The following is an 18,809-nucleotide window of genomic DNA, read 5'->3' as shown; positions in this document are numbered from 1 at the left end:
GTGCCCGGCAGTCGCCGGGCACCCCACACGCCTCGTCGGCGGACCGCTACCGGGTCAGCCGATGTTCACGCCGTAGTCCCGCGCGATACCCCCGAGCCCGGATGCGTAGCCCTGGCCGATGGCACGGAACTTCCACTCGCTGCCGTGGCGGTACAGCTCACCGAAGACCATCGCGGTCTCGGTGGAAGCGTCCTCCGTCAGGTCGTATCGGGCGAGTTCACGGTCGTTGGAACGGTCGACGACGCGGATGAACGCATTGCGCACCTGCCCGAACGACTGGCCACGCGCGTCGGCGTCGTGGATCGACACCGGAAACACGATCGACTGCACGTCCGCAGACAGGGCGACGAGGTCGATGTTGATCGACTCGTCGTCGCCGTCGCCCTCACCGGTCAGGTTGTCGCCGGTGTGCTCGACTGCGCCGTCGGGCGAACGCAGGTTGTTGTAGAACACGAAGTGCTGGTCGGAAAGCACCTTTCCGCCTGCACCCGCCACCAGTCCGCTGGCATCGAGATCGAAGTCGGTTCCCGTCGTGGCCCGGACATCCCAGCCCAGTCCGATCGTCACCGCCGTGAGGTTCGGCGCCTCCTTCGAAAGCGAAACGTTTCCACCCTTGGCCAAGCTGACACCCATACCGGTCCTTTCGATCGTTGTGGTGATCTCCACGATAGCCATGGACAGCCCGGTCCGTATTGCCGCCTTGGTCCGTGTGTTAGGTTCCCGACGTCGTATGCGACGACGCATGAGGAAGCCGGTGTGATTCCGGCGCGGTCCCGCCACTGTGACCGGGGACAGTTTCCCGGGAGCCAGATACTCACGTCGCCGTACTCACCTGGACGGGGCGGATCACCCCGAGAAAGGGCGTCTTCGCCATGCGCGTTCGCGCCGTACCACTCAGATTTCTCAGCGCTGTGACAGTCGCGGGTCTGGCACTCGCAGGGTGCTCGACCGCCACCACCGATACCGACACAGCTGCCTCAGACGGCTGTATCACCGACTTCGATTCGAGAGTCGACTACTTCCCCGACAAGTCGGAGATCGCCGACGCCGAGAATTTCTCGATCACCTACGAGAACAGCTACCAGGTACTCACCGTCGACGAGCCGTTTCCCGGTGCCGAACCGGAGTCGTACGTGCTGGTCAAGTGTGGCGCACCGGAACCGGAACTGTCGGACGATCTCGCCGATGCTCAGCAGATCTCGGTGCCGATCAGCAGCCTGTATTCGGGTTCGACGACACACCTGCCGCTCGTCACCGAGCTCGGCGTGCTCGACGCACTCACCGGCGTGTCCAACGGATCCTATGTAAGCGACACCGCGGTCGTCGATCGGATCGCATCCGGAGACGTCGCCGAATACGCGGCCGGCGGCACCATCGACACCGAGGCCGTCGTCGTCGCCGCACCCGACGTGGTGATGACCGGCGGTACCGACGACCCCGCCTATTCGCAGCTGCGCGAAGCCGGGATCGGAGTAGTCGCGAACGCCGAGTGGCTCGAAGCATCGCCGCTCGGTCGCGCCGAGTGGATCAAGGTGATGGCGGCACTGACCGGCACGGAAGCCCGCGCCGCGGAGGTCTACGACGGAATCCGCAGCGATTACCTGGAGGTAGCCGACCAGGCAGCTGGAGCGGAACCCGCACCGGCGCTGCTCGGCGGGATGTCGCAGGGAACCTGGTACATGTCGTCGGGCGGCAGCTACATGGGCCGCCTCTTCACCGACGCGGGCGCGCAGTGGCCGTGGCAGGACGTCGCCAGCACCGGGTCGCTGCCCCTCGACTTCGAGGTCGTGGTCGCTGAGGCATCCGACGCACCGACCTGGCTTGTCGTCAACAGCTGGACCTCGGTCGCCGACGCTCTCGCCGACGACGAACGCTACGGCGAGCTCGCGGCGGTCGGCACCGGTCAAGTGTGGAACGCGAACAAGGCGCTCGGACCCGGCGGCGGTAACGACTACTACGAACGTGGCGTGCTGCGACCCGATCTGGTCCTGTCCGACCTCGTCGCGATCCTGCATCCCGAGCTGCTACCCGACCACGAATTCACGTTCTACCAGCAACTTCCCGCGTGACCACCGTGCTCAGCGCGGCACCTGCGAACACTGAGACCATCGCTCCCCCGGTTCGCGCTCGCCGCGTGGCGGTGGTGTTCGCCGCGCTGATCGCGGCGCTCGTGGTCGCCACCGTCGTATCGGTGACGGTGGGGTCGGTCACGGTGCCACTCGGCGAAACCCTGCGCGTCCTGCTCGGACAGGACGCGCAGAATCCGCGCTGGGGCATGGTCATCCGCGACCTCCGGCTACCTCGCACGCTCACCGCGATCACTGTCGGCGCGGCGCTCGGCATCGCCGGCCTGCAGATGCAGACCCTGTTCCGCAACGCACTCGCCGACCCCTACATCCTCGGTGCCAGCTCCGGCGCGAGTCTCGGTGTTGCGTTGGTCGTCGTGGCCGGTGGTGGCGGAGCGAGCGGATTCACCGCGAACCTCGCCGGACTCGGTCGCACCGGAGTGGTGATCGCTGCCGCGCTCGGTGCTGCGGCCGTACTGATGATGATCGTGGTGCTGTCGCGGTGGGTGCGTTCGGCAGTGACGCTGTTGCTCATCGGTGTGATGCTCGGATCGGCGACCACCGCAGTCGTGTCCGTGCTCCTTGTCTACGCCGACCCGCAGCGCGCCCAGCAGTTCCTCGTATGGGGTCTGGGCAGTTTCACTGCGACCACGTGGTCGGACCTGAAGCTGCTGGTTCCCGTGGTCGTCGCCGGCATCGTCATCGCGCTGCTGACGGTGCGGGCCCTCAACGCGCTCCTGCTCGGCGAGGGATACGCGCGGTCGATGGGCATCGACATCCGTGTCGTCCGACTGACGACGGTGGTGTCGGCTGCACTGCTCGCGGGCGTCACCACCGCCTTCTGCGGACCCATCGGATTCCTCGGTCTCATCGTTCCGCACCTGTCGCGCATGGCATTCGGCACCTCCGATCATCGAGTGCTGCTGCCCGGAGTCGCACTGTTCGGTGCGGTGGTGGCACTGGTATGCGGTGTGGCGAGCCAGATGCCGGGCACCGACACGGTGTTCCCGCTCAACGCGGTGACCGCGCTCGTCGGCGCGCCGGTCGTCATCGTCGTCCTCGTGCGTAGCCGGCGTGGAGCACTGGGAGCGGCCCTGTGAACAGCCACGGCCCTGTGAACGGTGTGGAACTGCGCGATGTGACGATCGGCTATACACGTCGCCGCGCGTTGCGGAAGAGTGGCATCACCGAGATCGCGACCGGTCTCGACGCCGTCGCTCGCCGCGGGGAGCTCACCGCCCTGGTCGGTCCCAACGGCGCGGGTAAATCGACATTGCTCCGCACCCTGTGTGGCCTGCAACCGGCGCTGCGCGGACAGGTGCTGATCGACGGCGACGACGTGTCGTCGATTCGCCCCGCAGACCTCGCGACCCGCATCTCCGTGGTCCTCACCGAACGTATCGATCCCGGCCTGCTGACGGTGCGCGAACTCGTCGCCCTCGGACGGACGCCGCACCTCCCTGCCAGCGCACGACTCTCGCCGGAGGACAAGGCCGCGGTGGACTGGGCGCTCGACGCGGTCGGCGCGGCAGAACTGGCGTCCCGGCAGTTCAGCGAGCTGTCCGATGGGCAGCGACAACGCACACTCACCGCTCGCGCCCTCGCACAGGACCCATCGCTACTGGTGCTGGACGAGCCGACGTCGTTCCTCGATGTGCCGTCCCGGGTCGAACTCGTCGACGTGTTGCGGGGCCTCGCCGTCGAACAGAACCTCGCCGTGATCATGTCCACCCACGAACTCGAACTCGCGCTGCGTGTGTCCGACCGGATGTGGTTGCTCGACGCCGACCGCACCCTGACCTGTGATTCCCCCGCAGCTCTGGCCGAGTCCGGTCGCATCGGAGCAGCATTCGATCGTGGACGGATGCGCTTCGATCCGCGCACACTGGTGTTCGACCTCGATTCGGAGGACAGCCGTGTCTGACCCTGCCGCAGTACTCGGGCGCATTGCCGCGCTGAGTCCCTACTTCTCGGTGAGCACCGGCGCAGTACCGGACGGCCGGTGGCAGCAGACGTCTGCGCTGCGCGACAGTATGATTCGCGACCCGTTGGTGTCGGATACTGCGCACCGGATGGGAACCGGGGAGGCCCGAGTGGCCGCGTCGACTCTCTTCTTCGGCTACGCCGCCCGGATGTGGTCGGTGTCGTTGGGCTCGGTCGTCGACTCGGGCCGATGTGTCCGCCTCGACCCGGACACGTTGCTGTGGTGCAACGACGGGGGGCTGCGACTGCACATCGTCGACCCCGAATTCGGTTCGACCACCGCTGAAATCCTCGACGACCAGCTCGAACCGCTCATCGACGCGTGGAGCGACATCGTCGCCCCGGGTTTGATGTGGGGTAACTCCGCGTCCGCGCTGATCGGGGCCGGACGCGTGATCGGTGATGCCGCGCAGGCGCACATCGACACACTCTTCGACGATCCACGTCTGGTCGGCACGATGGTCCGGTCCACCGGCCGACGTCGCAGTTGCTGCCTGTACTACCGCGTCCCGGGCGGAGGCGTGTGCGGCGATTGCGTCTTCCCCAGCCCACCGAACGCATCGACGAAGGAGATTCTGTGACAGTCGCATTCGCCCCTGAGATCGTCGACACCGAGGACGGTGGTCGCGAACAGCGCTGGCCGCTTCCCACCGATGAGGACTCACTACTGCGGCTGATCCGGTTGTTGTTCGACGAGTACTGGGACGACATGTGGTTCGGCCTGCTCATCGAAGGTTCGGCGCTCGAGGTCGCGGCACCCAATGCTTCGAAGAAGATCTCGATGTACGACGGGTATGCGACCGTCGACTTCGGTCGCTGGCATTTTCACCTGTGCATCGGCGAGCACACCGCGAGCGGACCGGAGCTCGGCCGTATCCGTCGCTGCGGCCGGGCAGAGCTGTACCGCAGGATCGGCACGGACGACGCACCGACGTCGTGGGGTGTGCGCCTGTTCAACGGCCGTGACGAACAGATGCTCACGATCATGTTGCCCACCCCGTTCCTCACGAACATGCAGCAGCTGACGGACGAACCGGTGTGGGTGCACCTCGAGGCGTGGGATCGCATTCGGTCGGAATTCCTCGGCCTGGCGCCGGATCCCCGTGACCGAACCGGCAAAGGATTTCGCCACTCCTGACCAGCACAGCCGACAGAAACGCACGACGGAAATACAACCCGCGCAGACAGATACAAACCCTCGGCAGGGTTGTATCTGTCTGATTGCGTTGTAACCGTTCTTCCTGCTTTGCCCGTTCGAATGAAGACGTGGCTATACTCCGGGATGTAGTTGGTTCGCCGTGCCGGTCGTGAGGAGCCCCGAAGGCCGTGGCGGCGTCGAAGCACCCCTGCGCGGGGTGTGGAAGAGGGAACCCGGTGAGAATCCGGGACTGTCCCGCAGCGGTATGCAGGAACGACCGCCGTCATCAGCACTGGGCATCACCCCGGGAAGCGACGGCCAGTAGGTACGGGCCCACAGGCTCGGGCGCTTGCAAGTCCGAATACCTGCCATCTGCGCCGGGCACGCCGTGCCCGGCGGTGTGCCGCCTCGTGGACCGGGCGCGCGGACCCGCATCGTATTCTCTCGCTCCGGCCGGGCCGGAGTCGACTGGGCTCGGTCGGATTCGCGCATCCTACGGGCGGTAGGCCATCAAGGACCGACCACCGGAGTACCACCAGTGCCTACACCCTCTGTCCCTACCTTCCATGCTGCCCCTGCCTTCCACGCCACCGTTCTCGGCTCCGCACGGATCGGACCCCAGCGTGAACTGAAGAAGGCCGTCGAATCGTATTGGGCCGGCCGGATCGACCGCGCCGGGCTGGAGAAGGTCGCCGCCGGACTGCGCGCCGACACCTGGGCTGCGCAGCGCGACGCCGGGCTCGATTCGATTCCGGTCAACACGTTCTCGTACTACGACCACATCCTCGACACTGCAGCCATGCTCGGCGCACTACCGCCCCGGGTGTCGGGTATCGCCGACGACCTCGACCGCTATTTCGCAGCCGCGCGAGGCAACGACGACGTCGCACCGCTCGAGATGACGAAGTGGTTCGACACCAACTACCACTACCTCGTCCCCGAGATCGGCCCTGACACGGTCTTCTCGCTCGATCCGTCGAAGGTGCTCGGCGAGGTCGCCGAGGCCCGCGCGCTCGGCGTTCCGGCCCGCCCGGTAGTCGTCGGCCCGCTGACGTTCTTGCTGCTGTCGAAGTCCACCAGCGAACAGGGCCCGCTCCTCGACCGTGCCGATGAGCTGGTCCCGCTGTATCAGGACCTCTTGTCGCAACTCGCCGCCGCCGGAGTCGATTGGGTGCAGCTCGACGAGCCCGCACTCGTCCGCGATCTCGACGACGCGACCGTCGCCGCGGTCGAACAGGTGTACGGCACGCTGTCGCAGGCACAGGACCGTCCTGCGATCCTCGTCGCCTCCTATTTCGGCAGCCTCGGTCCGGCGCTCGGTGCACTCGCTCGCACCGGTGTCGAAGGCCTCGCGGTCGACCTGGTCGCAGGTGACTCGGCAGACATCGCCGGACTGCCTGCCCTGGCGGACAAGCTGATCGTGGCGGGCGTGGTGGACGGCCGCAACGTGTGGCGCACCGATCTGGAGACGGCCCTGGCCACCCTCGCCACACTGCTCGGCTCGACGGGCTCGGTGGCGGTGTCGTCGTCATGCTCGTTGCTGCACGTTCCGTACACCATCGAGGCAGAGTCGAGCCTCGACGAATCGCTGCGCGCGTGGCTGGCATTCGGCACCGAGAAGGTCGCCGAGGTCGTCACCTTGTCGACGGCACTGCGCATCGGCCGCGACGCCGTGGCTTCCGAGCTCGCCGCGGCGCACGCGGCTGCCGATGTACGCGCGTCCGATCCTCGCCTACGCAACCGCCAGGTGCGCGGCATGCTCGACTCGATCGCATCGAACCGCACTCGCACGTCGGCCGATCGGCGCCGCGAGATCCAGCGACAGCATCTCGATCTGCCTCTGTTGCCGACCACCACCATCGGCTCGTACCCGCAGACCACGCGCATCCGGGTGGCCCGAGCCGCATTGCGCAAGGGCGAGATCGAACGCGCGGATTACGTGCAGCGGATGCGCGACGAGATCGCTGAAGTGGTGGCCCTCCAGGAGAAGCTCGGAATCGATGTGCTCGTGCACGGTGAGCCGGAGCGCAACGACATGGTGCAGTACTTCGCCGAGCAGCTCGACGGATTCTTCGCGACCGAGAACGGCTGGGTCCAGTCGTACGGAAGCCGTTGTGTACGTCCGCCGATTCTCTACGGCGATGTCGCGCGGCCGAATGCCATGACCGTCGACTGGATCACTTACGCACAGTCGCTCACCGACAAGCCGGTCAAGGGCATGCTCACCGGTCCCGTGACGATTCTCGCGTGGTCGTTCGTCCGCGACGACCAGCCTCTCGCCGACACCGCCGATCAGATCGCCCTGGCCATCCGCAACGAGACGGTGGACCTGCAGGCTGCGGGAGTGCGCATCATCCAGGTCGACGAGCCGGCACTGCGAGAACTGTTGCCGCTTCGCAAGTCCGATCAGGCCGAATACCTGGAGTGGGCAGTCGGGGCGTTCCGTCTTTCGACGTCCGGCGTGGCGGATTCGACGCAGATCCACACCCATCTGTGTTACTCGGAGTTCGGAGAGGTCATCGAGGCGATCGCCGAACTCGACGCCGACGTCACCTCCATCGAGGCCGCGCGTTCACACATGGAGGTGCTCGACGACCTCAACGCAATCGGATTCGACCTCGGAGTGGGCCCCGGCGTCTACGACATCCACTCACCGCGGGTTCCGAGCGAGAACGAGATCGCCGAGTCTCTTCGCGAAGCGCTGCGCGCCGTTCCCGCCGAGCGCCTGTGGGTCAACCCGGACTGCGGACTCAAGACGCGCGGCACCGATGAGGTCACGGCGTCGTTGACGAACCTCGTCGCCGCGGCTGCAACGGTTCGGTCCGAGCTCGACCGATAACGATTCCCAGAAAGCACCCGATCACCATGACCACGAAACACATTCGCACCACGCACGCCGGGAGCCTGCCTCGAACCGACGAGCTGGTGGCCGCCAACCGGGCACGCCGGGATGCCGCGGACGGATTCAGACTCGACACGACGAGAGAGTATTCGGAATTACTCGCCGGACAGGTCGACGCCTTGGTTCGTCGCCAGATCGACCTCGGGATCACCACACCCGGCGACGGCGAATACGGAAAGGCGATGTCTTCGGCCGTCGACTACGGCGCCTGGTGGTCGTACTCGTTCCAGCGTCTGTCCGGGCTGGAACTGGCCGAAGGTGGACCGTTCGGCGGCGAGCCCGTCCGGTCGACACCCGGCAACGTGCGGCTCACGACGTTCCCGGACCGACGTGACTGGGCCACGTTCGCCGAGGCCTACAGCGATCCGAAGAGCGGTGTCTCCGTCGGTGACGAGGCTCCGGTGTTTCCTACCGCGACGGGTCCCGTCACCTACACCGGACATGACGCGATCGCGTCGGACATTGCGAACCTGAAGTCCGCCCTGTCTGCATCCGGGGCAGAGCACGGCTTCATCACCTCGCTCTCACCCGGCAGTGCATCGCGAATCGGAAATCAGTTCTACACATCCGAAGAAGAGTTCATCTGGGCTTGCGCGGACGCGATGCGCGAGGAATACCAGGCGATCATCGATGCCGGGTTGATCCTGCAGATCGACGACCCGTCGATCGCCGAGAACTGGGATCAGATCAGCCCGGAACCCACGGTGGAGGACTATCTCGCATTCACCCGCATCCGCGTGGAGGCGCTCAACCACGCCCTGCGTGGGTTACCGGAGGACCGGATCCGTTTCCACCTGTGCTGGGGCAGCTGGCACGGCCCGCACACCACCGATCTCGAGTTCAAGTACCTCGTCGAGACGATGCTGACGATCGACGCCGGTTCGTATTCGTTCGAGGCCGCGAACGTCCGTCACGAGCACGAATGGCGGGTATGGGAGGACGTGACGCTACCCGATGGCAAGCAGATTGTGCCCGGCGTGATCAGTCACGCCACGAATGTGGTCGAGCACCCCGAACTCGTCGCCGACCGGATCGAGCGGTTCGCGAGCGTCGTCGGCCCCGAGAATGTGATCGCCTCGACCGACTGCGGTCTCGGCGGTCGCATCCACCCACAGATCGCGTGGGCGAAGCTCGAATCACTCACCAAGGGCGCAGAATTGGCTACCCGGCGCCTCTGGTAGTCGACGCCGAACCGGCGTGGTCCGGAAGAAATCCTCCCGGACCACGCCCGGCCCCTCATTCGACGGCAAAGCGATCGACGAGCACCTCGATGCGACGTGCGGTGTCCTGCGGAGGAACCCTGCCCGTTCGGGTGAGCTCGACCAGACCGTGCACTGCAGCCCAGTAGACCTCGGCCAGCAGACCCGGTTCGACGGTTCCCGCGACCAGTGTCAACGTGTCGTGTAGGACTTGGAAGGACTCACGCATCGGGGCCGGGGTCGCAGGGTCCGCGAAAGGCAGTCCGTTGTCGAGGTTGAACATCGAGTCGTACACGGCAGGATGTCGCTCTCCGAACGCGATGTAGGCACTCGTGAGGGCAGCGACAGCGGCGCGTGGCGAGTGGGTTCCGGAGACCGCTCGGGACAACTCCAGGGTCATCTCGGAAAAACCGTCCAGTGCGACAGCCGCGATGATCTCGTCCTTACCCCGAAAATGGCTGTAGAGCACGGGTTGGCTGTATTCGATCCGTTCGGCCAATCGCCGAGTGGTGACAGCGTCCCACCCTTCTGCCTCTGCCATCTCACGCGCTGCCGCGATGATCGACCTGTGGCGGGAAGCCCGCTCACGCGCTTTGCGCTCCTGCACTGACATTCCGTGATTCTAGCAGTGCTAGATCTTGAGTCGTCGAAATGTTATCGTCGATCTAATTTCTAGCATTGCTATATCCAGGAGGTTTCCATGCTGAATGCAGTTGCAGTCACCACGGTCGTGGTCTTCGGCATGTTGGTGGGGGTGGAATTCGCCATCGCAGTGTTCGTCAATCCGATCATGTATCGAATACCTGACGATGCCGGTGTGGCTGCTCGCAGCGACGGCGCGCGGGTGCTCGGACGCGTGATGCCGTTCTGGTACATCGGCACGCTCGCCATTGCGATTCTGTGGACGATTCTGGGGTGGGGCGACACCACTGCATGGATGACGTTGGGTGCGTCGGCGTTGTTGCTGGTCAGCGTCGTGATGTCGGTCCTGCTTCTCGTACCGATCAACAATCGCTCGATCCGATGGGCAGAAGAGGGAGCGCCGCCGGACTGGAAGGAGCAAGCTGACACCTGGGACCGCTACCACTATGTGCGGGTTGGCGTCATCGCGCTCGGCTTCGCACTGTCGGCGGTGGGATTACTCCTGATCTGACGCGAAGGACGGCCATGAACAATTCGTCACCGATAGTCGTTACGGGCGGCACCGGCACCGTCGGCCATCATGTCGTCGACCGCTTGCGCGATGCCGAGCGCCGGGTGCGTGTGGTCAGCCGTCACGACCGATCCGGCGACACGAGAACCGGACTCGAGTGGGCAGTCGCCGATCTGGGCCGCGACGAAGGCATCGAGCGTGCGTTGGCGGGCGCCGACACCGTGGTGCACTGCGCGACCGGCTACTCCCGACGTGCGGATGTCCGCGCCGCTCGGCACCTCTTCTCGGCTGCACGAGTCGCCGGAATCGAGCACGTCGTGCTCATCTCGATCGTCGGTGTGGACCGGATTCCCTTCGGGTACTACACGGGCAAAGTGGAGGTCGAACAACAGCTGGAACGATCCGGGCTCGGCTACAGCATCCTGCGCTCGACACAGTTCCACGAACTGGTGGCCGGACTGTTCGCTCGCCAGAAGCGCCTACCCGTTCTTCTCACACCGGATATCCGGATCCAGCCGATCGCCGCAGCCGAAGTTGCCGACGAACTTGCCCGACTGGCAGCGGCCCCACCCGCGGGTCGGGTACTGGAGGTAGGGGGGCCCGAAATCATCGACGCACGAGATCTTGCCCGGACCTACGCTGCGTCGATCGGGGCAAGAAAGGGGATTTGGCCGATCCGTCTCCCCGGGCGCGCGTTTGCGGCGTTTCGCGCCGGAAACAACCTGACCCCGGAGCGGGCGGTCGGAGTGCAGACCTTCAGCGAGTATCTGGCATAGCAAGGACGAGGGCCTCGACCGCGCAGAGCTGCACCCCTTCGGCGCATCAGCCCTCGAACTCACGTTCCGCGTATGCGATCAGGCCGAGCGTGTTCCCGGGCGGATGAGACCCGTTTCGTAGGCGGCGATGACCGCCTGAACCCGGTCACGCAGGGACAGCTTCGCAAGGATACTGCTGACATGGGATTTCACGGTGTGCTCGCTGACTACGAGGGACGCCGCGATCTCCGCGTTGGACAACCCGGCGCCCAGCAACCGCATCGTCTCGATCTCACGGGTGGTCAGCAGACCGAGCCGCGAGCTCTGTGGCGGGAGCGTCGCTGCACCCGAAGTGAAGGCGGCGATCAGCGTGCGGGTGACGGACGGCGCCAGGAGCGACTCTCCTGCTGCGACAACCCGTACGGCATGTACGAGGTCGTCGCGTCTGACGTCCTTGAGGAGGAAACCACTGGCACCGGCACGCAGGGCATCGAAGACGTAATCGTCCTGATCGAACGTCGTGAGCATGACCACTCGCGACGAAGTCTCGGTGCAGACGATGCGCGCAACCTCCAGCCCGTCCATCCCGGGCATCCGGATGTCGAGGAGCACCACATCCGGTCGATGCGCTCTCGCCGCCCCGACCGCCTCGAACCCGTCGCCCGCTTCCGCAACGACCATCATGTCGGTCTGCGCGCCGAGAATCATCGCGAACCCTGCCCGTACCAGCTCCTGATCGTCGGCCACCACCACGCGAATCGTCATGCGGCTCCGGAGCCTTCCCGTGATTCCGTCACCGGATCGGCCGCGAGCGGGAGTCGAGCGGTGACCTCGAAGCCCGGTCGGCCGTCGGGTCGGGCACCCGCGACGGCAGTACCACCGCATGCGGCGGCGCGCTCGCGGATACCGATCAGGCCGTGACCTCCAGCGGGTCGTGCGGTGTCCGCACCGCGTCCATCGTCGGTGATCGTGATCTCCAGTGCGTCGTCGTGCCAGCGGATGTGGACCTCCGCGTGTTCTGCTTCGGCGTGCTTGACGATGTTCGTCAACGACTCCTGGACGATCCGATACACCGCGACACCGCAATCGGCGGGGACTGCGCGTGGTTCACCTTCGACACGATAGACCGCGGCCGGGCCGGTTCCGCCGACCTGCCGGACGAGAACGGGCAGGTCTTCGATGGTCGGTTGCGGTGCGCGGGAGACGTCTTCCTCTTTCAGGATCGCAAGTAGCCGGCGGAGTTGGGAGAGGGCGTCACGGCCGGCCTCCGCGATGGCATCGAACGCGTCGGCCGCACGCCGGGGTGAATGCTCCACGACGACAGGGCCTGCCTCCGCCTGCACCACCATCAGGGTGATGGAGTGAGCAAGAATGTCGTGCATGTCGCGCGCGATGCGAGCTCGCTCGCGTTCGGCGGCCCGCTCCTCGTCGCGGCGACGTTCCCGTTCCAGCCGGAGCGTCTGTTCGGCGAGCGCCTCGGTTCTGGCACGGGCACTCGCGGCGGCCCGTCCCAGTGCATAGGCCGCGACGTACATCAGGATGCCCCGCATCGCCGTGTTGAGGGATCCCACGGTGGCGAGTCCCACCCCGCAGATGAGGGTGAACACCACCACTCTCACCCACGGCCCGCTCCAGTTCGCCAGCCCGTAGACCCCCACCAGAACCCCGTACCACAGTGGTTGCGGGGCAACCGGTTCGACGAGGTCGTACGACGCCGACACTGTGATGGACACGAGCAGAACGGCGACCGGGTACCGGCGCACCGCCATCACCGGGAGCGATGCTCCGACGGCCGCGACATACCCCCACCAATGCCACGCACGTCCATCGATGCTCTGCTGGAACAACAGAGGTGCTGCCTGCACGACTGCGAGCACGACGGCCAGCGCAACGAGCGCTCCGGGTGCACCTGCCCATCGTCGTACTCTGGCGATCATCGGCACGTCCGGCACAACGCGCAATCCTGCCACAGATCCCCGCTGTTCCCTGTCGGTAGGGATCAGGATGCGAGGGTCATCGGCCGGGCGGAGCGTCGTGTCAGAGGAAAGAGACCGGCTGTCATGAGCAGGCCCGCGACCGGAAGCAGGTCAAGGCTGATGGCGGCGACGACGACACCGAGCGTGACGAACGCCGCGGACCACGCCCTGAGCTCACCGACCACGACGAGATGACAGGCCGCCACGATCAATCCCAGATAGAACAGGACCGGGCCGATCGCGTACACGGCGAGCTCCACACCGGGCAACGACTGCACCGACTCGAACATCGGGCTCATCGCGGCGTGGTCCGTGGCGAGCATCCCCACAACGAGATCGATCCCGAACTGCACGACCGCGCACCCTATCCCCACCAGAGCTACGACGGCCGTCCCTGTCGCGAACTGACCGCGTCCGGCCCGCCGCCGCATTTCCCAGACCACTACCGCGAATAGACCGAGCGCGCCGAGGAACGCCAGATGCCCCACAGTCCAGGCAATTCCGGGCCCACGCTCACCATCGATCGAGTCCAGCAGCCGTACCACTCCGTATACAACGGTGAGCAATGGCGCCACTATGAAGGCGATGTTCTTTTCCATGCCCCGAATCCTCGCGCCCCGGTGCCGCCCCCGCATCGCCGACGCGACCCATCTCTCCAGTCCCCCGCACGACGGATACTCGGCAGCTTCCAGTCGTACTCTTCGGCGTCGGCAAGCAGGTCAGCGTCGCGTCTGCTCCGCCTGTTCCAGAACGGCGAGCGCCAGCTTGACGTGGGCCGCATCGACGAGTTGACCGTCGACGCTGGTCGCGCCGAGACCTCGAGCTTCCGCCTCGCGATACGCCTCGAGATTCCGCTTCGCCTGGCGGATCTCGTCCTCGGTGGGCGAGTACACGTCATTGGCGATGTCGATCTGCGACGGGTGGATCGCCCACTTGCCGTTGAATCCCAACGCCGATGCACGACGGGCTTCACGTTCGTAGCCCGTGGCATCCTTGAAGTCGGGATACGGCGCGTCGATCGCGAGCAGACGCCCGATGCGGGCCGCAGTGAGCACCTTCATCCGCGCGTAGTGCCAGAAGTCACCGGGGTAGTCGTCGCGGGGCCGGAAGTTCGTGTCGACACGGGCGCCCTGCGACACCGACAGGTCGCCGGCACCGAAGATGAGTGCGTCGAGGCGACCACTGGACGTGGCGATCTCCTCTGCGTTCGCCACCCCGGCCACATCCTCGATGAGTACCTCGAGCCGGATGCGTTTGGTCATTCCGAGTGTGTCCTCGACCTGCGTGAGCAGGGTGTCGACCCACCAGACATCCCGTGCGGCGGTCACCTTGGGCACGATGATGACATCGAGGTTCTCGCGGGCGCCGGTGAGCACCTCGACGACGTCCCCGTACGCCCAGCGAGTGTCGATGCCGTTCATACGGATCGCCCGGGCCGTGTGTCCCCAGTCGTACTCGTTGAGAGCGCGAACGGCCTTGCCGCGGGCTTCTTCCCGCTCAGCGGGGGCACAGGCGTCCTCGAGGTCGAGGAACACGAGGTCGGCGTCGGAGGCGGCAGCTTTCGCGAACATCCGCTCGTTGGACGCGGGTGTCGCGAGTTCCGACCGCCGGAGCGGTCGTGGCGTCGAGGTCATGAGGCGTTCCTTCCCAACGTGATGATGTCGCGGTCGCACAGATCGGCGATCTGCGCGTAGGTGAGGTCGAGCACCTCGGTGAGGACTTCCGCGGTGTGCGCCCCCAGTGCGGGCCCCAGGTTGTCGACGATTCCGGCATTTCCCGAGAATCGCGGTACCGGAGCCTGAACGAGCATGCTCTCGAGATCCGGATCGTCGACCCGGACGAACACCTCGCGAGCGATCATCTGCTCGTCCTCAACGAGTTGGGAGACATCGTAGACGGGCGCCGCAGCAATCTCCCCCGCTTCGAACACGGCCATTGCGTCGTCGAGAGTGTGCTGCGCTACCCACTCTGCGACGAGCTTGTCCACGTCGTCCAACCGCTCGAGGCGCCGTTGCGCATCCGAGAAGTCCGGATCGTCGACGAGGTCATGGCGTCCGATCGCCTTGAACACCCGCACCGCGATGCTCGGTGAGCTGGCCGACATCGCGAGCCATTTGTCGTCCTTCGTCCGGTAGGTGTTGCGGGGCGCCGAGATACCCCAACGGTTTCCGGTCCGTTGTGCGATCTCACCGGTCTGGTCGTAGGCGAGCAGCGACTGTTCGAGCAGCCTCGCCAGCGGATCGACCAGGTTGACGTCGATCAGCTGACCGTCCGCACCGTGCACGTCCCGGTGATAGAGCGCCATCATGATCGAATACGCGGCGTTGAGCGATGCCACTCCGTCGGCGAGCATGAAGGAGGGCAGCGTCGGAGGTCCGTCCGATTCGCCTGTGGTGTGCGCGAATCCGCTCATCGCCTCACCGAGAGTGCCGAATCCCGGGCGCGACGACTTGGGGCCGGTGAGACCGAATCCCGTGACATGCAGCATCACGATCTTGGGGTTGATCCTGCGGAGTGCGTCGTAGTCTAGGCCCCACCGGGTGAGAGTATGCGGCCGAGTGTTCGCGACGACGACGTCGCATTCCGCCGCGAGACGTCGCACCAGATCCTGGCCGTCTGCGGTGCGGAGATCGATTGTGACGGAGCGCTTGTTGCGCCCGATGCTCTTCCAGACGAGCCCGATACCGTCCTTCTGGACTCCCCATCCCCGGATCGGGTCGCCGCCCTGCGGCTGCTCGACCTTGATCACGTCGGCGCCGAACTCGCCGAGATAGGTGGCCGCGAGCGGTCCGGCCGCCAAGGTTGCGAGATCCAGTACCCGGATGCCGTGCAGCATGGCGCTGCGCGACGGTTCGGGATCAGACATGCTCGACCACCCGGTCGGCGACGAGTTCGGTCTGCGCACCTGCAGTCATGAGGTTCTCGGGGCGCTCGAGGCCGAGGTTCTCCCGCAGTGTGGAACCGGTGTACTCCTCACGAACGAGCCCGCGAGCACGGAGTTCCGGCACGACGAGCCGCACGAAGTCTTCGAATGCTCCGGGGAAATGAGTTGCGGCGATGACGAATCCGTCGCACGAACGCGACTGGAACCACTCCTCCATCTGCGCCGCGATCTGGGCGCCGGTGCCCACGAAACGAGGACCTTGCAGCAGGGTGGCACGGTGGTTGGCGAGGACGCGCAGGGTCAGTTCCTGGTCGCCGATGTGGCGCTTGACGCCCTGCACGAGGCCCCGGATGCCCGAGACACTCTCGATCAGCTCGTCGGTGACGACGTCGTCGAGGCTGTGACCCGCGAAATCGTGGTTGGTGACCTCCGACAACAGGGTCAGTGACGCTTGGGGGTGGACGAGCTCGTGCAGGAAGATGCTTTCCTTCTGCTGCGCGATCTCCTCGGTCTCTCCCGGGATGACGTAGACCATCGGAAGAACCCGCACGGAGTCGGTCGCCCGGCCGTACTCGGCGACCAGTGCTTTCTGATCCGCATAATGCTCGGCTGCGACAGCCTGACTCGGGTCGCCCGTGAAGATCAGATCGGCCCACTTGGCGGCGAACTGCCGGCCACGACCGGATTGGCCCGCCTGGATCAGCACGGGCCGACCCTGCGGCGTTCGCGGCACGGTGAGCGGGCCCTGGACATCGAAGAATTCGCCGTGGTGATCGACTTCGTGAACCTTCTCCGCGTCGGCGAAGATCCCCGATTCCCTGTCGCCGATGATCGCGTCGTCTTCCCATGAATCCCACAGTTTTGCGACAACTTCCACGAACTCCTCGGCGCGGTCGTAGCGCTTGTCGTGGTCGAAGTGCTTGTCCACACCGAAGTTGCGCGCCTCGGCGTCGTTCACCGAGGTGACGATGTTCCAGGCGGCGCGTCCACCACTGAGATGATCGAGTGTCGCAAAGGTACGTGCGACGTGGAACGGCTGGTAGTAGGTCGTGGAGTAGGTTGCTCCGAGCCCCAGATGCGTGGTCGCGGCCGCGGCAGCGCCGAGAATCGCGGTGAGGTCGAGCTTGATCGGCCGGGCGCCGTAGCGGACGGCGTCGGCGACGGAGTTGCCGTAGATGCCGGGCATCGCGAGCCGGTCGTCGAAGAACATCAGGTCGAAGTTGCCTTCTTCGAGGACCCGTGCGATCCGCTGGTAGTAGGCCAGGCTCAAGTAGTCCTGCGCCGCGTTCGGGTATCGCCATGACCCCGAGTACACGGACACGTTCGACGCCTGCATGAACGCCACGAGCGTCATCTGGTCGGTTCTGCGCTCTGCCATGGAAGGCTCCCTTGTCAGAAATAAACACATCTGATGTCAACTGATATATTTAATGCTCGGTGATAGATTGTCAACACCGAAATACGTGTCAGGAAAAGGGGTCGCGATGACGGAGACCGACCGGGGTCCGTGGATCGTCGGCGAGACATCGGACGAGACATCGCCGAAGCAGACGGGCCGTGAACGCGTGCGCGCTGCGCTACGTCATCGGATCCTGTCCGGCGATCTCTCCCCCAACGACCGCATAGACCTGGACGCCGTCGCGGAGGAGTTCGGGACGAGCCGCACTCCGGTACGGGAGGCCTGCTTGGCCCTTGCACAGGAAGGCCTGGTCCGCGTCGCACAGCGCAGCGGCATCACCGTCATCGGGGTCTCCCCCGAGACGATCGTCGAGAACTTCGCGCTGATGGCGGCCCTGTCCGGAGTCGCATCGCAGTGGGCCGCGGGTCGGATCACCCACCAACAGCTTCTTCGCGTACGTGAGCTGCATCGCGAGATCCGCGTGACCGCAGCCTCCGGCGACGACATCGCCACGCTCAACTGGCTGTTCCACCGCGAGATCAACAAATCGTGCGGGTCGACGCGCCTGCAGGGAATGCTCGGCGACGCCGGACGCATGATCCCGCAGCGATACTTCGAACTCTTCCCCGAGCGTGTTCCCTGCAGCCTGGACGAACACGATGCCCTCATCGGGGCACTCGCGCGTGGCGACGGAGCCGAGGCACGGCGCATCACCGAGCAGCACTTCGCCGGAGCATCACAGATGCTGAGCACCTACATCGCCCAGGCCACCCGCAACGGCACGCCCCTGAAGTAGCGTCGCCTACTCGATCCGCGAATGGTCGCCCAGACTGTGCCACCCGCGGTCGTGATAGACCAGTGGAGCGGTCGACCCGGAATCGGTCCCGAATCCTTCGATATCCAGCGCCTCGACAACCATCACCGACGAGGTGCCGACCCTCAGCCGTTCCACCACCCGGGCACGGATCCGGGTATGAGCATCGCGAAAGCACACCTCCCCGGTAGGCATCCTCTCCCAGAGGGAGGCGTCGGCGAACCTGTCGATCCCGCTGGTGGCGCCGAGTTTCGCCAGGTGCAGCTGTTCCGCCGCGAGTAGGTGCACTACGACGGTGTCGGCCGCGGCAACCGTCGGCGAGCTCGACGAGGCGTCGGAGACGGAGAACATCAGCATCGGCGGATCGGCGCTCACCGATGCCACCGACGTGGCCGTGAGCGCCACCGGCCCGGCTCCCGCGTCTGCGGTGACGAGCGCGACACCTGCCGGGTGCGCACGGAAAGCAGCAGTGAAACGGCTCGGGGTTGAAGTCGTGGACACAAACGTATATTAATCACAATCAGATACATCAGTACAGTC

19 protein-coding genes and 2 riboswitches are annotated in these 18,809 nt (G+C 65.6%); of the genes, 10 read left to right on the top strand and 9 right to left on the bottom strand.

Translation table 11 applies throughout. The annotated features are described in order from the left end of the window. Positions 1-54: 54 nt before the first annotated feature. Positions 55-633: a TerD family protein gene (locus ACFWB0_RS21715; RefSeq protein ID WP_378492465.1), complete on the bottom strand. Its 579-nt coding sequence runs from the start codon at positions 631-633 to the stop codon at positions 55-57. A gap of 73 nt (positions 634-706) precedes the next feature. Beyond that, positions 707-837: riboswitch (cobalamin riboswitch) on the top strand. A 74-nt stretch (positions 838-911) separates the two neighbouring features. On the opposite strand from ACFWB0_RS21715, the gene ACFWB0_RS21710 reads away from it, so the two are divergent. The 7 genes from ACFWB0_RS21710 to ACFWB0_RS21680 all read left to right on the top strand — a co-directional run bounded on the left by ACFWB0_RS21710 (position 912) and on the right by ACFWB0_RS21680 (position 9,270). Beyond that, entirely contained in the window at positions 912-2,069 is a 1,158-nt protein-coding gene (locus ACFWB0_RS21710; RefSeq protein WP_378492464.1) for an ABC transporter substrate-binding protein, read from the top strand. 5 nt (positions 2,070-2,074) lie between these two features. Further along, complete coding sequence (locus tag ACFWB0_RS21705) at positions 2,075-3,166, top strand: FecCD family ABC transporter permease (RefSeq protein ID WP_378492470.1); 1,092 nt, start codon at positions 2,075-2,077, stop codon at positions 3,164-3,166. After that, positions 3,163-3,990, top strand: coding sequence for an ABC transporter ATP-binding protein (locus ACFWB0_RS21700; RefSeq protein WP_378492463.1), 828 nt, complete (start codon positions 3,163-3,165; stop codon positions 3,988-3,990). Before ACFWB0_RS21705 ends, ACFWB0_RS21700 begins: the two co-directional genes overlap by 4 nt. Then, complete coding sequence (locus ACFWB0_RS21695; protein WP_378492462.1) at positions 3,983-4,630, top strand: (2Fe-2S)-binding protein; 648 nt, start codon at positions 3,983-3,985, stop codon at positions 4,628-4,630. The genes ACFWB0_RS21700 and ACFWB0_RS21695 overlap by 8 nt, the downstream gene beginning before the upstream one ends. Continuing rightward, positions 4,627-5,187, top strand: coding sequence for a hypothetical protein (locus tag ACFWB0_RS21690; protein ID WP_378492461.1), 561 nt, complete (start codon positions 4,627-4,629; stop codon positions 5,185-5,187). The genes ACFWB0_RS21695 and ACFWB0_RS21690 overlap by 4 nt, the downstream gene beginning before the upstream one ends. A 175-nt stretch (positions 5,188-5,362) precedes the next feature. After that, a riboswitch (cobalamin riboswitch) is annotated at positions 5,363-5,575 on the top strand. Between the two features lie 150 nt (positions 5,576-5,725). Continuing rightward, on the top strand, positions 5,726-8,026 hold the full coding sequence (metE, locus tag ACFWB0_RS21685) for a 5-methyltetrahydropteroyltriglutamate--homocysteine S-methyltransferase (RefSeq protein ID WP_378492460.1): 2,301 nt from the start codon (positions 5,726-5,728) through the stop codon (positions 8,024-8,026). A gap of 26 nt (positions 8,027-8,052) precedes the next feature. Further along, positions 8,053-9,270 carry a cobalamin-independent methionine synthase II family protein gene (locus tag ACFWB0_RS21680; protein WP_378492459.1) on the top strand — a complete coding sequence of 406 codons (1,218 nt, stop codon included), beginning with the start codon at positions 8,053-8,055 and terminating at the stop codon, positions 9,268-9,270. A 55-nt stretch (positions 9,271-9,325) separates the two neighbouring features. Here the strand turns inward: ACFWB0_RS21680 and ACFWB0_RS21675 are convergent, their stop codons facing one another. Beyond that, positions 9,326-9,901, bottom strand: a complete 576-nt coding sequence (locus ACFWB0_RS21675; protein WP_054805766.1) for a TetR family transcriptional regulator — start codon at positions 9,899-9,901, stop codon at positions 9,326-9,328. A gap of 87 nt (positions 9,902-9,988) precedes the next feature. Here ACFWB0_RS21675 and ACFWB0_RS21670 point away from each other — a divergent pair, with 87 nt between their 5' ends. Further along, complete coding sequence (locus tag ACFWB0_RS21670) at positions 9,989-10,441, top strand: anthrone oxygenase family protein (RefSeq protein WP_378492458.1); 453 nt, start codon at positions 9,989-9,991, stop codon at positions 10,439-10,441. Between the two features lie 14 nt (positions 10,442-10,455). Beyond that, complete coding sequence (locus ACFWB0_RS21665; RefSeq protein WP_378492457.1) at positions 10,456-11,217, top strand: SDR family oxidoreductase; 762 nt, start codon at positions 10,456-10,458, stop codon at positions 11,215-11,217. 78 nt (positions 11,218-11,295) lie between these two features. Here ACFWB0_RS21665 and ACFWB0_RS21660 read toward each other — a convergent pair whose 3' ends face one another. The 6 genes from ACFWB0_RS21660 to ACFWB0_RS21635 all read right to left on the bottom strand — a co-directional run bounded on the left by ACFWB0_RS21660 (position 11,296) and on the right by ACFWB0_RS21635 (position 17,434). After that, on the bottom strand, positions 11,296-11,961 hold the full coding sequence (locus ACFWB0_RS21660; RefSeq protein WP_378492456.1) for a response regulator: 666 nt from the start codon (positions 11,959-11,961) through the stop codon (positions 11,296-11,298). Then, positions 11,958-13,166 (bottom strand): sensor histidine kinase, encoded by a 1,209-nt coding sequence (locus ACFWB0_RS21655; protein ID WP_378492455.1) that lies wholly within the window; start codon positions 13,164-13,166, stop codon positions 11,958-11,960. Before ACFWB0_RS21655 ends, ACFWB0_RS21660 begins: the two co-directional genes overlap by 4 nt. A 29-nt stretch (positions 13,167-13,195) precedes the next feature. Next, positions 13,196-13,771 carry a hypothetical protein gene (locus tag ACFWB0_RS21650; RefSeq protein ID WP_378492454.1) on the bottom strand — a complete coding sequence of 192 codons (576 nt, stop codon included), beginning with the start codon at positions 13,769-13,771 and terminating at the stop codon, positions 13,196-13,198. Between the two features lie 120 nt (positions 13,772-13,891). After that, positions 13,892-14,806 carry an aldolase/citrate lyase family protein gene (locus ACFWB0_RS21645; RefSeq protein WP_054805727.1) on the bottom strand — a complete coding sequence of 305 codons (915 nt, stop codon included), beginning with the start codon at positions 14,804-14,806 and terminating at the stop codon, positions 13,892-13,894. Next, positions 14,803-16,008 carry a CaiB/BaiF CoA transferase family protein gene (locus tag ACFWB0_RS21640; protein WP_378492469.1) on the bottom strand — a complete coding sequence of 402 codons (1,206 nt, stop codon included), beginning with the start codon at positions 16,006-16,008 and terminating at the stop codon, positions 14,803-14,805. Before ACFWB0_RS21640 ends, ACFWB0_RS21645 begins: the two co-directional genes overlap by 4 nt. A gap of 22 nt (positions 16,009-16,030) precedes the next feature. Continuing rightward, positions 16,031-17,434 (bottom strand): LLM class flavin-dependent oxidoreductase, encoded by a 1,404-nt coding sequence (locus ACFWB0_RS21635; RefSeq protein ID WP_378492453.1) that lies wholly within the window; start codon positions 17,432-17,434, stop codon positions 16,031-16,033. Between the two features lie 106 nt (positions 17,435-17,540). Here ACFWB0_RS21635 and ACFWB0_RS21630 point away from each other — a divergent pair, with 106 nt between their 5' ends. Next, positions 17,541-18,251 carry a GntR family transcriptional regulator gene (locus ACFWB0_RS21630; protein WP_378492452.1) on the top strand — a complete coding sequence of 237 codons (711 nt, stop codon included), beginning with the start codon at positions 17,541-17,543 and terminating at the stop codon, positions 18,249-18,251. 6 nt (positions 18,252-18,257) lie between these two features. Here the strand turns inward: ACFWB0_RS21630 and ACFWB0_RS21625 are convergent, their stop codons facing one another. After that, entirely contained in the window at positions 18,258-18,770 is a 513-nt protein-coding gene (locus ACFWB0_RS21625) for a flavin reductase family protein (protein ID WP_378492451.1), read from the bottom strand. Between the last annotated feature and the right edge of the window lie 39 nt (positions 18,771-18,809).

The sequence above is a fragment of the Rhodococcus sp. NPDC060086 genome, assembly GCF_042730275.1.
GTDB lineage: Bacteria > Actinomycetota > Actinomycetes > Mycobacteriales > Mycobacteriaceae > Rhodococcus.
Note: the sequence above shows the minus strand (reverse complement) of the source record. Positions and strands in the feature narration are given on the sequence as shown.

Coding starts and splice junctions, on each gene's coding strand:
- ACFWB0_RS21715 (WP_378492465.1), bottom strand. CDS start 633: ATGGGTGTCAGCTTGGCCAAGGGTGGAAACGTTTCGCTTTCGAAGGAG.
- ACFWB0_RS21680 (WP_378492459.1), top strand. CDS start 8,053: ATGACCACGAAACACATTCGCACCACGCACGCCGGGAGCCTGCCTCGA.
- ACFWB0_RS21675 (WP_054805766.1), bottom strand. CDS start 9,901: ATGTCAGTGCAGGAGCGCAAAGCGCGTGAGCGGGCTTCCCGCCACAGG.
- ACFWB0_RS21670 (WP_378492458.1), top strand. CDS start 9,989: ATGCTGAATGCAGTTGCAGTCACCACGGTCGTGGTCTTCGGCATGTTG.
- ACFWB0_RS21665 (WP_378492457.1), top strand. CDS start 10,456: ATGAACAATTCGTCACCGATAGTCGTTACGGGCGGCACCGGCACCGTC.
- ACFWB0_RS21660 (WP_378492456.1), bottom strand. CDS start 11,961: ATGACGATTCGCGTGGTGGTGGCCGACGATCAGGAGCTGGTACGGGCA.
- ACFWB0_RS21650 (WP_378492454.1), bottom strand. CDS start 13,771: ATGGAAAAGAACATCGCCTTCATAGTGGCGCCATTGCTCACCGTTGTA.
- ACFWB0_RS21645 (WP_054805727.1), bottom strand. CDS start 14,806: ATGACCTCGACGCCACGACCGCTCCGGCGGTCGGAACTCGCGACACCC.
- ACFWB0_RS21640 (WP_378492469.1), bottom strand. CDS start 16,008: ATGCTGCACGGCATCCGGGTACTGGATCTCGCAACCTTGGCGGCCGGA.
- ACFWB0_RS21635 (WP_378492453.1), bottom strand. CDS start 17,434: ATGGCAGAGCGCAGAACCGACCAGATGACGCTCGTGGCGTTCATGCAG.
- ACFWB0_RS21630 (WP_378492452.1), top strand. CDS start 17,541: ATGACGGAGACCGACCGGGGTCCGTGGATCGTCGGCGAGACATCGGAC.